General features: G+C 35.9%; 13 protein-coding genes and 1 pseudogene. 7 read left to right on the forward strand and 7 right to left on the reverse strand.

The window, feature by feature from the left end; genetic code table 11:
• Nucleotides 1-153 precede the first annotated feature (153 nt).
• Together ACFZP3_RS03550 and ACFZP3_RS03555 are read left to right on the forward strand one after the other, a co-directional pair.
• Nucleotides 154-1,026: a hypothetical protein gene (locus ACFZP3_RS03550; protein ID WP_386086861.1), complete on the forward strand. Its 873-nt coding sequence runs from the start codon at nucleotides 154-156 to the stop codon at nucleotides 1,024-1,026.
• Nucleotides 1,027-1,468: 442 nt separating this feature from the next.
• Entirely contained in the window at nucleotides 1,469-2,743 is a 1,275-nt protein-coding gene (locus tag ACFZP3_RS03555; RefSeq protein ID WP_386086862.1) for an MFS transporter, read from the forward strand.
• Between the two features lie 520 nt (nucleotides 2,744-3,263).
• On the opposite strand, the gene ACFZP3_RS03560 is transcribed toward ACFZP3_RS03555, so the two are convergent.
• Entirely contained in the window at nucleotides 3,264-3,575 is a 312-nt protein-coding gene (locus tag ACFZP3_RS03560) for a hypothetical protein (RefSeq protein ID WP_265016323.1), read from the reverse strand.
• Entirely contained in the window at nucleotides 3,572-4,525 is a 954-nt protein-coding gene (gene rsmH / locus ACFZP3_RS03565) for a 16S rRNA (cytosine(1402)-N(4))-methyltransferase RsmH (RefSeq protein ID WP_253309686.1), read from the reverse strand. The genes ACFZP3_RS03560 and rsmH overlap by 4 nt, the downstream gene beginning before the upstream one ends.
• Nucleotides 4,526-4,745: 220 nt before the next feature.
• On the opposite strand from rsmH, the pseudogene ACFZP3_RS03570 reads away from it, so the two are divergent.
• Nucleotides 4,746-5,956 (forward strand): annotated as a pseudogene (locus ACFZP3_RS03570) (MFS transporter).
• A gap of 50 nt (nucleotides 5,957-6,006) precedes the next feature.
• On the opposite strand, the gene map reads toward ACFZP3_RS03570, so the two are convergent.
• From map to ftsA, 3 genes are all read right to left on the reverse strand, one after another.
• Entirely contained in the window at nucleotides 6,007-6,789 is a 783-nt protein-coding gene (map, locus tag ACFZP3_RS03575) for a type I methionyl aminopeptidase (protein ID WP_253309684.1), read from the reverse strand.
• 150 nt (nucleotides 6,790-6,939) lie between these two features.
• Nucleotides 6,940-7,341 carry a MazG-like family protein gene (locus ACFZP3_RS03580; RefSeq protein WP_386086863.1) on the reverse strand — a complete coding sequence of 134 codons (402 nt, stop codon included), beginning with the start codon at nucleotides 7,339-7,341 and terminating at the stop codon, nucleotides 6,940-6,942.
• Between the two features lie 41 nt (nucleotides 7,342-7,382).
• Nucleotides 7,383-8,621, reverse strand: coding sequence for a cell division protein FtsA (gene ftsA, locus ACFZP3_RS03585; protein ID WP_265016322.1), 1,239 nt, complete (start codon nucleotides 8,619-8,621; stop codon nucleotides 7,383-7,385).
• Nucleotides 8,622-8,759: 138 nt separating this feature from the next.
• Between ftsA and def the strand changes: the two genes are divergently transcribed.
• The gene (gene def, locus ACFZP3_RS03590; RefSeq protein ID WP_253309681.1) at nucleotides 8,760-9,299 is read left to right on the forward strand and encodes a peptide deformylase; all 540 of its coding nucleotides are present in this window, start codon (nucleotides 8,760-8,762) and stop codon (nucleotides 9,297-9,299) included.
• Nucleotides 9,289-10,110: a uracil-DNA glycosylase family protein gene (locus tag ACFZP3_RS03595; protein WP_386086864.1), complete on the forward strand. Its 822-nt coding sequence runs from the start codon at nucleotides 9,289-9,291 to the stop codon at nucleotides 10,108-10,110. Before def ends, ACFZP3_RS03595 begins: the two co-directional genes overlap by 11 nt.
• 89 nt (nucleotides 10,111-10,199) lie before the next feature.
• On the opposite strand, the gene ACFZP3_RS03600 is transcribed toward ACFZP3_RS03595, so the two are convergent.
• On the reverse strand, nucleotides 10,200-10,472 hold the full coding sequence (locus tag ACFZP3_RS03600; protein WP_264329155.1) for a hypothetical protein: 273 nt from the start codon (nucleotides 10,470-10,472) through the stop codon (nucleotides 10,200-10,202).
• A gap of 520 nt (nucleotides 10,473-10,992) precedes the next feature.
• Here ACFZP3_RS03600 and ACFZP3_RS03605 point away from each other — a divergent pair.
• The gene (locus tag ACFZP3_RS03605) at nucleotides 10,993-12,234 is read left to right on the forward strand and encodes a leucine-rich repeat domain-containing protein (protein ID WP_386086865.1); all 1,242 of its coding nucleotides are present in this window, start codon (nucleotides 10,993-10,995) and stop codon (nucleotides 12,232-12,234) included.
• A 345-nt stretch (nucleotides 12,235-12,579) separates the two neighbouring features.
• Here the strand turns inward: ACFZP3_RS03605 and ACFZP3_RS03610 are convergent, their stop codons facing one another.
• Nucleotides 12,580-13,533: a helix-turn-helix domain-containing protein gene (locus ACFZP3_RS03610; RefSeq protein ID WP_265016319.1), complete on the reverse strand. Its 954-nt coding sequence runs from the start codon at nucleotides 13,531-13,533 to the stop codon at nucleotides 12,580-12,582.
• Between the two features lie 786 nt (nucleotides 13,534-14,319).
• On the opposite strand from ACFZP3_RS03610, the gene ltrA reads away from it, so the two are divergent.
• Nucleotides 14,320-15,570: a group II intron reverse transcriptase/maturase gene (gene ltrA, locus ACFZP3_RS03615; RefSeq protein ID WP_386086866.1), complete on the forward strand. Its 1,251-nt coding sequence runs from the start codon at nucleotides 14,320-14,322 to the stop codon at nucleotides 15,568-15,570.
• The last annotated feature ends 219 nt before the right edge of the window (nucleotides 15,571-15,789 follow it).

A 15,789-nucleotide genomic window follows, 5' to 3' on the forward strand; every position in this document is an offset into this window, starting at 1 on the left:
ACTTTAGCTATAGCACAATTAAGTAAATACGGCAATTTTACGCCAAAATTTTTTGTTTACGAACATAAATTTTCTATGCTATAATAAAAATATTACTTGACCTTAGGTTCTAAAGGTATTATGTAATGTTAATTATATATATTGAGGTTCGTTATGATAGGATTTGAAAGATTAGCAGGGATTTTGGGTGCTTTAGATAAGAATGGTCATAATCTGGATGCTACAAAAAAAGAAGAGCTGAGAGTTTTCCTTAAAGGAGTGTTGGAAGGTAAAGAGGAAGAAACTTCAGAAAACATAGTAAGTGCATTCAGAGAGAAACTAAAAACAGAAGCTAAAGATGAACTTAAAGCTGATGAGGCAATAAAAACTGAAGCTAAAGATGAACTCAAAGCTGATCAAGCAACAATAACGGCTGCAAAAGCTGAACTGAAAACTGATCAAGCAACAATAACGGCTGCAAAAGCTGAACTCAAAGCTGATCAAGCAACAATAACGGCTGCAAAAGCTGAACTAAAAACCGAAAAGCTAAAAACTGAAGCTAAAAATGAACTATCAAATGAAATGCAAGAAAAAGTAAATAAACTTGAGCAGATAGAGAAGGAAAAAACAGACTTACAAACTCAATTGGGTGCAGCTAATACGCAAAAAACAGAATTAGAAAAACAATTAAGTAAGAAAGGCGAAGAATTAGAAGCTGAAAAGCTGAAAGCTGAGCAGGAAAAAACAGAATTACAAGCTAAATTCGATCAAGAAAAACAAGCACTAGAAGCTAAAAACAAAACAACTGAGCAACCAAAACAAGGCAATGGAGCACGGTACACCGCTACTGTTGGTATGGGTCTTGCTGCTGGACTGATAGCATTTACTGCACTTGGACGTACAGTTAGGTTAGAGATGTTAGTAATGATTGGTATAGCATTAGCATCTGCACTCGTAGCTGGTAGTATTACATATGTAGCATTACCTAGTACTCAAGTAGATGGAGCGAAAGCACAAGAAGTAAATGAGAATGGGAAAAAGAAGTAACAAAGGCACTGAGCTGAAACCGTCATAAAGGAACCAGCGTCAGCTACTTGGATGACAAGAAGAGGGCGCTGGGATGAAATCATTATAGAGTGAACCAGTGTCACACTACTAGGATGACATCCTGACAATCGTCATACCGCTACTTGTTAGCGGGATGACAAGAAAGGAGCAGCAGGATGACGCCTCACCATGTCATTTGAGTAGCGGACACTGGAATGGCTTTGTTGCATCGCTAGCTATGATGGATTAAAGATAAAAAAGATGGAGAATATCAGTAGCTTATTATTCTGGTGTTTATAACAAGAACGGTCAGTGAATACCTAAATTTTAACAATCTCAATTATCACACACCATAATAAAACAGTCAACTTCACATGCTTAGGTTGCAAAATCCCAAAAAGCAGCCAGAATAGAATAAGCAAACATTTACGAATTAAATTTAGTGGATAATCACCAAACAAGGGTATTGATATCAACCATACTCTGCAGAATCGCAATATGGTATGACTACATGCTCTTCACTGATTTGATTAACATAATTAGCAGAGAGTTTTGTTTTGCAAAAGATGTCTACAGTAACATACTGCAATTATTTGGAATTGTAGGGCTAGGTGCAATTGTAAGGCCACTTGGTGCATTCATATTTGGTCACGTTGGTGACAGGTATGGAAGAAGGATAGCATTAATAATTACTATCTTGCTAATATCGATACCATCAAGTCTCATTGCATTTATTCCAAGTCACAATCAAGTAGGTATAATTTCTACTATATTGCTTCTTGCAATCCATGTGGCACAAGGAATTGCACTTGGTGGTGAACAGGGAAGTTCTGTTTATCTTATAGAACATTTATCCAGTAGGAAAGAGAACTTAGGAATGTATTTTGGAATAATGGGCTGTGGTCGCTCCATTGGTGTCTTGCTTTCTGCGGTGATAGTAATTATCTGCAAAAAAACTACTGATTTTTGTACCTGGGGTTGGAGATTGCCATTTGTTTTCTCAGCTATTTTAGGATTAATTAGCGCGTATAGCATATACACATTGGGAGAAACTCCAGCATATGAAAAAAATCGAAAACAAAGAAATTTACCTGATTTGCCAATAATAGAGCTTATAAAGCGCCACAAGAGAGCTCTTATACTTGCTATTTTAATATCTGTACCTGTTAATGTTGCTGTCGGATTTACCATATTTCTTCGAACACTCGCAAAGGAAATAGCATCAGTGGATGTGTATGTAACGACATATATCAACGAAATTGTGCTCATTATAACCAGTGTATTAATGCCGATATCTTCAATAGCGTTTGGAATGTTGGCTGATAAAGTTGGAAAAGAGCGCACTGCAATCTTATTTATAGCAATTACAATGGCACTATGTTGTCCTGCGTTATCTATTGCATATTACTACAAAAATTACCTTATAATTATGCTTAGTGTAATGGCTCTTTCTATAATAGAAAGAGGTATAGTTCCCATAGGAATAGTTGCATCTGAACTCTTTCCCACCAATGTTAGATTTAGTGGTGTGAGCTTATCACGCAACATCTCTTATGCGTTACATGGAGGATTTACTCCTATGGTTTGTATTTGGTTGACTGTAACATTTCCTCAAACAAACCTTGCTGCTGGGCTTTATATAGTCTTCTGCTTGTTGATCAGTGTGGTAGCAATATTGCAAATAAAACCGCAAGATAAAAAATGTGATTGGTCTTAGTTTTCTCTTATGTGATTTGATAGTGATCTCCACCGGAAAAGGGTTTCATCTAAGTAGCTGACACCCTGACAACCGTCATCCTGCTGCTTGTTAGCGGGATCTAGAGATACCGTAACGGTATGACGTAGGACTGCTGTCATTCCAGTCTGGAATCCAGAAAAAAGGGGCTACTTGGATGACACCCTGACAACCGTCATCCCGCTGCTTGTTAGCGGGATCTATGTTAAGAGATACCGCGAATGAATCGCGGTATGACGTAGGACTGCTGTCATCCCAGTGCCCAGACACTGGGATCCAGGAATTTTATTAAGTTGGTAAGCATAAAAATAGCTGTTTTACGTTAAAATACAATGTTTTTGATGATTATGGAAAGGCTGGATCCCAGTGTCAAGCACTGGGATGACACCATTTGTTGTAAACTCACTTTTACTCTATGGTTATACTACCTTGCCGCTATCCTGAACGGATACAAAGTAAGTTTTATTGTGATGTGCTCATCTGTAAAAAATAAGACTTAATCTCACTGTTGATCATGGATTTTAAGTTGTGCTAACACACTGCGGCCATTTAAAGAGTCAAGATTTTTAACCTGGCTAGCCAGTATTAAAGAGTTATTTTTTAGGTATTTCTTTACAAGGCTTGCAAGTCTTTTTGGATTATTCAAATAGCTCCACTCTGCTTGTAAAACTTTTATATCACTTTGTACTAAACTAATTTCACTTTTTATTTTTATTAGCTCTCTATTTAATGACTGAACATGTAGTTTTATCTTAAATAGTCCTACAATGCTAAGAAAAAACATAACTATTGAGATGATGCAGAAAGTTCTCATGACAACTTCTGTATAGCTCTTAGTTTTGCTGAGCGTGAACGCGGATTTGCACTTACTTCTTCTATACTTGCTTTGATCACTTTTTTATTTAGAAGAGAGAATGTCTTACAATCAGTAGATCTTGGCTCACATAGATCTTTAAAAAAAGTTTTGACTATACGATCTTCCAAAGAATGAAAGGTGACAACAATTAATTTGCCATTCTCATTTAAAATTTCAGATGCAGCTTTAATGCCCCTCTCAAGTTCTCCCAGCTCATCGTTTACCCATATTCTGATTGCCTGAAATGTTCTGGTTGCAGGATCAATTTTGCTTTTTCCACGGAACACCACAGAACGTACAATGTTCGCAAGCTCAAATGTAGTTTTGATAGTTTTCTTCTTCCGTGCACTTACTATTGCTCTTGCGATTTTGCGAGAATGATGCTCTCCTCCGTAGTTATATATAGTATTTGCAATTTCTTCTTCGCGTAAAGCGTTAACAAACGTTGAAGCGTTTATATAAGAAGAGTTATCCATGCTCATATCGAGTGGACCATCATGTAAAAATGAGAACCCTCTATCTCCGTTATCAAGCTGCATAGATGAAACTCCGATGTCAAAAACCACCCCATCCACTCCGTTTGATTTCATTCCAGCGCGTGACCAGTTATTTTTTCCAGTATCAAGTACTGGGATGACAGGAGATGGCTCAACGCTGCTTAGTATACTTTTAATATTACTAAACTTCTCAATGAATAGTTTTATTCTATCGGGATATCTAACGCTTAAATCATCATAAAACTTAGTTACCGTTTCATCTCTATCAATTGCATATACCTTGCAATCAGCTGACTCCAATATTGCTTTGCTATACCCTCCAGCTCCAAATGTGGCGTCCACGTATATACCACCATCCTGCGGTGATAGTAGTGATAGCATCTCTTTTAACAAAACTGGAGTGTGTGTCATAGTGCTCCATCAAAAGACTCTGTGCATACAAATAAAAATAGCTTCCCACTAAAACATATGGAAATATATAGGCAATAATATAAAAATACTTGAATATAGTCAATGATATAAAAATATTAAGATTTAATAAGATACTATTATTAATATAATGTTCAAATTTTTCTATTATATAAAAAAAAGTAATGTATATTACTAAATACTAAACAAACTATAGAAAATTATGCAGCAAATAACAAAAGTAATATTTTCAAGTTTGATTTGTAACACTTTATTGTGGTATGACCACATGCTTTTTGGCCACTTAATAAACATAATAGGTGGTGTGTTTTTTCCATCGGATGATCAACTAACCAGCGTATTGAAGGCTTTTGGAGTGTTTGCAGTGGGTTTCTTAATGAGACCAGTCGGCGCTGCTATATTTGGTCACATTGGTGATAAGCATGGCAGAAGAGTTGCCTTATTGCTCTCGATTATATTAATGACTTTATCAACCGTATTAATTGCTTTTGTTCCAGGTTATCAAAGCATTGGAATACTAGCGTCAATGCTGGTAGTTTTTTAAGATTATTGCAGGGTATATCCCTTGGAGGAGAAGCAGGAAATGCACCATTTTTAATAGAAAACGCTCCTAAAAATAAAAAAGGATTTTTTGGCAGCATTGAAGTATTAAGCGCAATTTTTGGTTCAGTATTAAGCCTGATAGCAGTACTCATATGCAAAAAAGTATCTGATTTTGAATCTTGGGGGTGGAGATTACCTTTCATTTTCAGTTTAGCAATGGGATTAATCAGCATATATATGAGATATATACTTGATGAAAGCCCAGAGTATAAAAGACAGAAAAATCCATCTAAACTGCCATTAAAAGAGTTATTGAATAGCTATAAAAAACCTTTTCTGATATCAGTTGGGGTTGATATAGTTGAAAACTCATCTCTTTACATATATCTGGTATTTTTCAATGTGCTTACATCAACAATAAATACTCATTTTAACCATATGGTAGAAATACTGAGTCAAATTGCGCTCGGAGGATTGACAATATTGTTTGCAATACTTTCTGATAAGGTAGGAAGAGAAAAAGTTATGAAATTTTCATTTATAGCTTTTGTAATAGTGAGTTATCCAGTTTTCTCAATGTTATGTAGTGGCAATTACTTACTCACTTTTACGGCACATATTCTTTTTATAATTCCAATAGCTGCATCGCTTGGTCCTGTCAGTGCATTTATGTGTGAATTATTTCCAACAAAGGTTCGGTACAGCGGATTTGGCTTGTCAAGAAATATAGCTGCTGGATTTTTTGGTGGCCTTGCACCATTTATATGCACAACAATTATCAAAGTTACAGGACAAGAGACTTCAGCTAGTTTTTACATGATTTTCTGTGCATTAATTGGGCTAGTTGCTATATCGCAAATTAAGGATTAGCTTTCTTCAAGATCCAAGTATAGTTGCAGTATAGCAGAGTTTAAAAAAATCTAATTATATGGTGGGAAGTGCCAATTTTTAGGTGATAATGTGAATATTTCAGCACCATCTTTAGTTACTCCGAGCGTATGTTCAAATTGAGCAGAAAGTGAAAGATCGCGTGTTGTCACTGTCCAGTCATCGATTTTACTGAGCAGAGTCTCATGTTTTCCAGCATTAATCATTGGCTCTATTGTAAAAAACATACCTTCCTTCAAGATGAGATTTTCATCTTGATCATAGAAATGCACTACATTTGGTGGAGCATGAAAGACTTTTCCTATACCATGTCCGCAGTAGCTGCGTACGATAGAATATCCAAAATCTCTAATATATTTCTCTATAGCAAGCCCTATTTCATTTAACTTATTGCCGGGTTTAACTTGTTTAATTGCTTCCATCAATGCATGATAAGTAGCGTCACACAAACGTTTTGCTTTTATTGATGGCTTGCCAACCCAAAACATGCGACTTGTATCACCATGCCAACCATTTAAAATCACCGTGACATCAATATTTAAAATATCTCCATCTTTAAGCGTTTTATCATCGGGAACACCATGGCACACAACTGCATTTTTTGAAGTGCAAATCGATTTTGGATACCCCCTATAGTTTAGTGGTGCTGGAATTGCACCTGCATTAATTATAAAATCATGACATAGATCATTTAACTCATTAGTTGTCACCCCTACCTTTACGTACGGTGCAATGAAATCAAGAGTTTCAGCAGCAAGCCTGCCAGCCTTGCGCATAAATTCAAAATCTTCTTGTGAGTGTATAGTTATGTTCATATTTTCCATGTCTTATTGTAATTGGTACGCTTACTTGCAAGTACATAAATGTAATAACTTTACGTATTATGAAAATAAGCCCTATGGATCCTAGTGTCAAGTCATTTGTATGAAAGGTGGTCAAGCAAGAAGTCTATTTAATAATCTGAACTATACAACTACTATCTCAGGATAATCTGAAGGTTTTTTGTGATAGTAATCGATGCTATTAGAATTCACCTCAATGTAAGTATTGTAGATACGATTCTCAAAACCACCTCTCTCTTGTTTTTTAGAGATACGCTTTTCTTCAATTTGTTCTATAGATAGTCCACTTTCTTTGCCTAATGCATGTATGACATCAAGTAAATCAGCTAACTCTTCAAGGTTTTCATCTGAGGTTTTAGAGGCAATAACTTCCTTTACTTCTTCTAAAAGTTTATCTTTGAGACGTTCAATGTATTCATCTTTTTCCATCACCCTCTCATAAACAATAATTCCATGGGAACGTATAATTTCAGTTGTATGATCACGAACAAGTTTATTAATTTTGAAACAATGTTTTTTATTCATAATGTTTCCTTTGACAGATATAAGAATTTCATTCAGTAAAATTAAACTGTAACTTTTGATTTAACCCAATGGTACAACTTACTTATTTTACCATCTTGACCGAGCATTCCAGAGTTATTCTTATAAAAAGTTTCAACTATTAGCTTTATAGAACCTATAGCAGCAGAAAATACAGGATTTTTATCATATTCGCCATCAAGACCGCTACAAGACTCAGGGCACCCAATTCGAACTTGCTTATTGAATATATAGCCTGCAATTTCCTTCATGCTTGTGAGTTGACTAGTTCCACCTGTGATCACTACTTTATTAATTGGATCTTTCTGCTCTTGAAATTGCTCTCTTACCATTTCAAGTATTTCTTCAACTCTTGGTCTTATGATGTTAATAAGCTCAGATTTGAATACTTGAGTAGGTTCATCATTTTCACTATTTTGGACTGTAATATATTCGTTCTCATCTATTGAAGTTACGATAGTGCTACCATACAGTATTTTTATATACTCTGCACGTTCTATGCTTGTGCATAGCCCGTAAGCAATATCTCGAGTGATATGAACGCCACCAATTGGAACGCTGCTTGCATACACAAGTTTCCCTCTTTTGAAAATTCCAATTGCAGTGCACCCACCGCCTATATCAACAATAGCAGTCCCGAGCTCTTTTTCATCTTCACTCAGACAGGCAAGACCTGCAGAATATGCAGAAGCAATACAACCTGCCATATTTAATCCACCATTATTGGTAATACAGTTTTCAATATTGGTAAGCGCTGGACGCGAAGCAGTGACAACATTAACATCAGCAGATAGTCTTTTTCCGTACAATCCACCAACTTCTTTTATGTCAGTCATGTCATCTAAGTGATATTTCAGTGGTATATTGTGAATGATAACATTTTCTTCAATATATTTCTCAAACGTCTGAAAAACTACACGTTTTATATCCCGGTCAGAAATTTCATGATTAGCTGCAATAATTTCATTATGTACATTAAAAGATGAGATGCCACATCCAGCAATGTTCACATATATCTGGTCTATAGTTTCCTCTGACACTTGCTCAGCTAAACCTATAGTTGATGAGATGGAGTAATTTGCGTGTTTTACATTAGTTATCGACCCACCATTTACACCTTCTGCAATCTTATAGCCCGTTCCTGTCACTTTATAGCTGAAGTTGCCATTTATTTTAACGATTAGACAAATAATCTTTGTTGTACCTATGTCTAAAACAGCAAAAACGTTTCTCTTTGGTTTTGCTATTACTGCAGAGTACATTAGTTAACCTTATTACGCAATTTCATTTAAATTGTAGCTTTCTTTAATAATTTATATTTCTATTATAGATATAGCAACATTTTAATATACACTAAATTCTGGACAAAAGGAAAAGCAAAACATAGAATTATAATTTTTATGTCCATATTACCAATTGTAATTGCCCCTGATGAAAGACTAATCACACGTGCCAGTGAAGTAACAGATATAAACGATAAAATTAAAGAATTAGTAAACGACATGTTCGAAACTGTGTACGATGCAGAAGGTCTTGGCCTTGCTGCAGTGCAAGTTGGAGTGCTGAGGAGAGTTTTTGTTATGGACATTCAGCTCTCTCGAGCTGAAGACGAGCCAGTAGGGTATGAATCGACTGGCAAATTTTACATGATTAACCCTGAAATTACGGAATTATCCGATGAACAAGTAATTCTCAAAGAAGGGTGCCTTTCAATTCCAGAGCAAAGCTATGAAATTAAGCGTCCAAAATATTTGACTGTGAAATATAAGGATTTAAATAATGAGGAACAGACGCTAAAAGCTTGCGGCTGGCTCGCAAGGTGTATTCAGCATGAGCTAGATCACTTAAATGGCATATTATATATTAGACATTTATCTAAATTAAAGTATGATATGGCCATGAAAAAAGCACAAAAGGTTAAAAAGCATTATGAGCAATGAAGACCTAGAATTATTAAAATTTTACCATGAAGTGGGTGTTGATTGCACACTAACAGAGGGTGAAGAGGAAAAAAAGTTGGAGAGCAAAGAGGGTGTGCAACCCTCTGTTATCCAAACTGGGACCCAGAAGAAAGATGCAGATACGCGCTGGGGTGACACTAAAGATGGAAAAGACATATTTCCAAGTGATTGGATAATTGAAGCAAGGAAACTTGCAAGTAAATGTAGTAGTGTGGATGAACTAAGAAGTGCAGTTGAATCATTTGAAGGTTGTGAGATAAAAAAAACTGCAACTAATACTGTTTTTTCCGATGGTAATCCAAACGCAAAAATTATGCTCGTTGGTGAAGCTCCAGGAGCAAATGAAGACCTTCAAGGCATACCATTTTGTGGTGCAAGTGGAATATTGCTCGATAAAATGTTAAATGCAATCAATCTTGATCGCACTAAGGTATACATAAGCAATACCGTATTTTGGCGCCCACCTGGCAATAGAAAGCCAACCGACCTAGAGCTTGATATGTGCAGACCATTTGTTGAGAAGCATGTTGCACTGGTTTCACCGCAAATTCTAATTTTGGTCGGGGGAATTGCGTGTTATAGCCTTCTTGACAGCACAAAAACTATATCGAATTTGCGTGGTAGATTTCATACGTACACTAACCAATATTTATCTCACTCAATCACTACAGCTGCTATATTTCACCCAGCTTACCTACTGCGTCAGCCAATGCAAAAACGTTTAGCCTGGGAGGATTTAAAGAAGATTAGGGAGTATCTTAATAATACCAATAACTGTACGAATACTTAACACCACTGGTGTCAAGAAGTAGCCCGCAGAAACGAAAAAACTTACTTGACAAGTTTCGTCAGCCCCCTTATCATGAAACTGAAGCTATTTCATTTAACTTCGCAATCTGTGCAGATTAAAACGACAAGAAAACTTGTATTTGTCGTACTATGCTTAATTTTTTGCACGATGACACTCTCGCATATAAACTCACTACTTTCATTTGTTTCTTTCTCTCTATTTTCTTTTTTTCTCTTTATCAATCTCTCTATCAGTTGCCCGTATACATCCGATAAGCGTTTATCTGCTAACTCATCAGGCTCATATCGACAGGTAACAGTTAATGTTCTTTTTCTCATAGTTTCTCCTGTAAATGTTTTCATAGTTCAGGCACTCCTTTTTTCCATAAATCCATTTATCAGCTATTCTTGCGAAAAAGACGCAACTGTTAACCTTCGTTTTGTTTTACTTTTATGCACAATTTTGGAAACACATAGCGCTATCTTTCATCAATTAAGCTCTCTTCCAAATCATCAAGCTCCTCTTTTCCCTCTAATGATCTTCTTTTCCAAATGACACGTTCGAACTTTTCTTATAATAATTTTACTATACCACAAAACTAGCTATATTGGCCTACTTTTACCATATTTATATACGAACCAATTTGCTTAACTTCGTTGCAACAATTTCAACCTTCTATTTTCACAACCTTATTTTTACCAAACAAGCTCTCACAAAGATACGTACTTTTTTGCGGTTTTAGAAAAAGTAAATGAACAAATTTTTTGTGACGCTACAGAGTCTGGTATTTTCTACAAATTTTCACGTAATTTGTTAACAAAATTGACAATCACTGAAATACTGGCTAAAATATTTATATGATAATTTTAGTAAGGAGAAGAAATGGATTTTAATGAACATGTTAAGTACGGTGTCCTTTATTGTCATTGCGCCGTAAACGTAAGTGAACTAGTAAGCTTTTTACAAAATAGAACAGACGTTACAAAACTTAGTTTGCACAGAGCAGAAATTGGCAATGAAGTTGCAAAAGCTTTAGCTAATCTTACAAATCTTACTACACTTGATTTGAAATATAACAATATTGGCAATGAAGGTGCAAAAGCTTTAGCTAGTCTTACAAACCTTACTAAACTTGAATTATCTGATAACAATATTGGTGATGAAGGTGCAAAAGCTTTAGCTAGTCTTACAAACCTTACTACACTTGATTTGACATGTAACAATATTGGTGATGAAGGTGCAAAAGCTTTAGCTAGTCTTACGAATCTTACTAAACTTGATTTGAAATATAACAATATTGGTGATGAAGGTGCAAAAGCTTTAGCTAGTCTTACGAATCTTACTAAACTTGAATTATCTGATAACAACATTGGTGATGAAGGTGCAAAAGGGTTAGCTGAAGGTAATTTTACAAATCTTACTAAACTTGAATTATCTGATAACAATATTGGTGATGAAGGTGCAAAAGGGTTAGCTGAAGGTAATTTTACAAATCTTGAATGGCTTGGGTTAGGTAGTAACAAAATTGGTGATGAAGGTGCAAAAGGGTTAGCTGAAGGTAATTTTACAAATCTTGAATGGCTTGGGTTAGGTAGTAACAAAATTGGTGATGAAGGTGCAAAAGCTTTAGCTAGTCTTACGAATCTTACTAAACTTGATTTGAAATATAACAATATTGGTGATGAAGGTGCAAAAGCTTTAGCTAGTCTTATGAATCTTACTAAACTTGAATTATCTGATAACAACATTGGTGATGAAGGTGCAAATGAGTTAGCTAATCTTATACATTGCGGGATAGGTTTTAAAAGACACCCTAAATTACAAATAAAATCTAAAAACAACAACAAATACTATGTTTGTGGCGGTATAGCAATTGGTTTGTTTTTAGGTTTGAGCATAGCATATCTTGCAGGAGCTGCTACTTTAACTCCTGTTGGTGCTGTTGCGGTGTTTCTTGTAGCTGCAGTAATTGGTGCATTAGTAGGTTATGGTGTTGGAAAGTTTTGCGAGAGAGTTAGTGAGGAAAAGCAAGAAGATCCCGATATAGGTACGTGTGATGCTGTTAAGAGCGTCCTTTCTAGTGTATGGACTACTGGGCACAATAAATCGCCAGTGTATTCTTAAATCTTGATTCAAATTATCAGCATATGCACAAGCTTTAAGTAACCTAAAGTCCAATATGTTGGCCTATTTTCATCCTATTTAGACACATACTAGCAATGATAGTTTCGCGTTTTTAGAAAGAATTAAAGCAGTCAAACAAGCATGTAGTACCTAAAGATACATTTCTTTGAAGATTTATGTACTTTTTTTTTCAACACTTTCCCAAACTAATTCCCATTTCTAGTTGCTTTTTAAGATTAGGAATAACTTATGATTGGTTCTGATATTCTGAAGTAAAAAAAACTTGACATACGAAATAATGTTTGTATTTTTACCATATTGTTTTCATATATTGTACTTTTTAGACTAGGAGGTATATATGGGTTTTCTAGATAAGCCAGTTATTGAAGAAATAGCATCAACAGAAATACCTAGTATAAGTAGATTATTTGCTACTTTTATCCCTTCTGCTTTGTCGATCTTTTCTCTGTAGATTTGCCTTCTTTCGGACAAAAATTCTATTAGTATGTTCAGTTCATCTCTTGATTCCTGATTATCAATTCTTTTGAATTCTCTCGTTAAACTTAATAGCTCATTTTCCGCTTCCTCGTCTTCACCTTCATAGTAATCTTCTTCCGTTATTAGATCTTCAGCATCCACTGATAATATTTCTGCAACTTTACACGCCACCTCGCTTAAAAAGGTACTCTTCCCTTGTTCATAGTTATGTATTTGTGAACGTGCTACACCTAGCTCTTTTGCCAATTCCTCTTGAGTATATTCTCTTATTATCCTCCATTTCTTCATCTCTTGTCCTTCCTTGTAACGCTTACAGACAACTAGCTCTTTATTATTATATTCATTTGTTGATAAGCCTGTTGCTCGGTAGATAATATCAGCATCAAATTCTAACTTGAGCATATTTTTTGCCATTCTTATTCTTGCTGCTTTTACATCACTTTCCTCTTGAGCTCGAATAAATTTGGTTAATGGATTAATTGCCTTGCGCGGTTCTCTCCCCTTTGTTTTCATGTATTTTCCCATGAAATCGTACGTCTCTTGCGCCTTATCTTTATCAAAACAACTGTCTTCTCTTGGTGGAGGAAGTAGATTACTAATAGGAACTGACAATGCCTTTGCTATACGTTTTAACTTTTCAGTTGGAATGCCACATTTTCCTTTTACATACCTTAGCAGCGTATAGTATTCTATACCTGTTTTATTTGCTAAATCTTTTTGGGTATATTTTCGCTTTAATATCCAGCTTCTTATATTTTGTGCTATTTTGTACCTTATGGAGATAGTAGTACGTTTTGCCATGCCGCTAACAGAAATAAACTACACATTATTACACAGGTTAGCATAAATTTACTATGAAAGGACCTCTAAGGTGCGTAGTAGTATTCTAAAGCCACCTATGGGAGACATTTTTTTCATCAACGCATTCAAAACTTAAAAAAATAAACTAAAAATAAAGAAGTTGAATATTTTTTCAGAATTGTGTATAATTATTAATGCTTTTTAGGTTAGTTCGTTATGGCTCTTTCGAAGTTTCTCGATCCAAAGAATGATGGTGTGCTGCAGCAACAAACAGGGTAATGTTTGTGAGAAGCTTTATTGAAGATGAAGGAAGGTCCTTCGAAATCGGTTTTCAGGAGCAGGTTTCAAACCACCTTAAGTGGCTCTATTTAAGAGATAGGGTCATAAGCGTTAAGGAAAAATCAGCGTAAGAGCTGGAAGGTGTGGATCAGAAAGGCGAACGTAAGTGAACCACTGATGAACGTGTCGAAAAGGGAAGTGAACATCGAAAGGAGGAGTGAGTTGTTCTCCTCTTAAAAGCGTACAAGGAACCTGATTACTGTGTAGGCGGTGTTCGGCATAAAGGTGGCGTGAGTCTGATCTGGGCTTTAATAAGGAACTGCAGGAACCAGTCGATTTGATGCAAAGCGAGACAAGCAAGAGGCAAATCCTCAAGCTTTAGAGTAGCGATACAAATCACTGGGGCGGATCAACTCGTAGTAGTGAAGAAGTGGTTGTAATGACCATGGAGCGAAGGGGTTGAACTAGTCGACTTTAGTAAATCATTCAACTTGAAGGAGGATGAAAATGATTGAACGAACAAAGCCTTTTGATATACCGAAATCTCTAGTGTTTATGGCTTATAAAAGAGTTAAAGAAAACAGAGGAGGAGCAGGTATTGATGATCTAACAATTGAAAAGTTTGATCAAGACTTAAGCAAGAACCTTTACAGGCTATGGAATAGGCTATCATCTGGTAGTTATTTTCCACCTGCAGTTAAGGCTTGTGATATAACCAAGGCAGATGGAGGGACAAGGACACTTGGAATACCAACTGTCTCGGATCGTATAGCACAGGAAGTTGTAAGAAGTGTTTTAGAACCAGAACTTGAGAAGGTATTTGATGAGGATTCATATGTTTATAGGCCAAATAAATCAGCATTAGATGCCATAGGACAAACCAGGAAGCGATGCTTCGACCAAAATTGGTTAATAGAGTTTGACATCAAGGGAATGTATGATAACATAGACCACAATCTACTGATGAAAGCAGTCAGAAAGCACACTACAAACAAATGGGTTCTCTTATACATACAAAGATGGCTAAGTGCAGATATACAACTTGAAGATGGAACAAAGATAAAGCGTCTCAGCGGAGTGCCGCAGGGAGGTGTAGTTAGTCCTATCTTAAGTAACCTATTCATGCACTACAGCTTTGATGTGTGGATGAGAAGAAAATATCCAAGTGTAAAGTGGGCAAGATATGCTGATGATGGTGTTATACATTGTGTAAGCAAGATCCAAGCACAACTAATTTTAAGTCAACTTGAGCAGAGACTGAAGACTTGCAAGCTGGAAATAAAACATACAAAGACCAAAATCATCTACTGTCAAGATGGAAAACGAAAGGATAGTCATGAGAATGTGTCATTTACATTCCTAGGATATGAATTTCGCAAAAGGCTTGTAAGAAATAGAAAAGATGGTAGTCTATTTGTAAGTTTTACTCCAACCGTAAGTAAAGAAAGTCTGAGAAAGATGAAGAAAGAAATTAGAGGCTGGAAATCTGCTAGAAGAACAAACTTGGAAATAGAAGATATATCACGAATATGTAATCCAATTCTAAGGGGTTGGTTTAACTATTACGGGAAGTATCACATAACTGCGCTAGAGGACATAATAAGAATGTTTAATAGGAAACTCAGAAAGTGGTTTCAGACAAAGTACAAGAAGCTGAGTAGGCATAAAACCAAAGCAGCTAAGTTACTAGAAAGAATCGCAAAGAGTAGACTAAATCTTTTTGTGCACTGGAAATTAAGTATAGGGTTAGGGCAATGACTAGTGGGAGCTTTATGAGACGCGAGTGTGCGCCGTGGTACGCATTAAGAAATACTTAGCAGAGCTAAGCGGGGTTCAGAATAAATGGCCTCGAGGTGAACAACTAACTTTAACCCGAAAGGGAAGGAGGACAAGAGCATGTATGTAAAGCGAGAGTTATCTGAAGATGTGTAAGATAACGGCTTGCAACACCTGATCAATATGGTTAAAGCTAAACTG

Source organism: Wolbachia endosymbiont (group A) of Norellia spinipes, assembly GCF_964273535.1.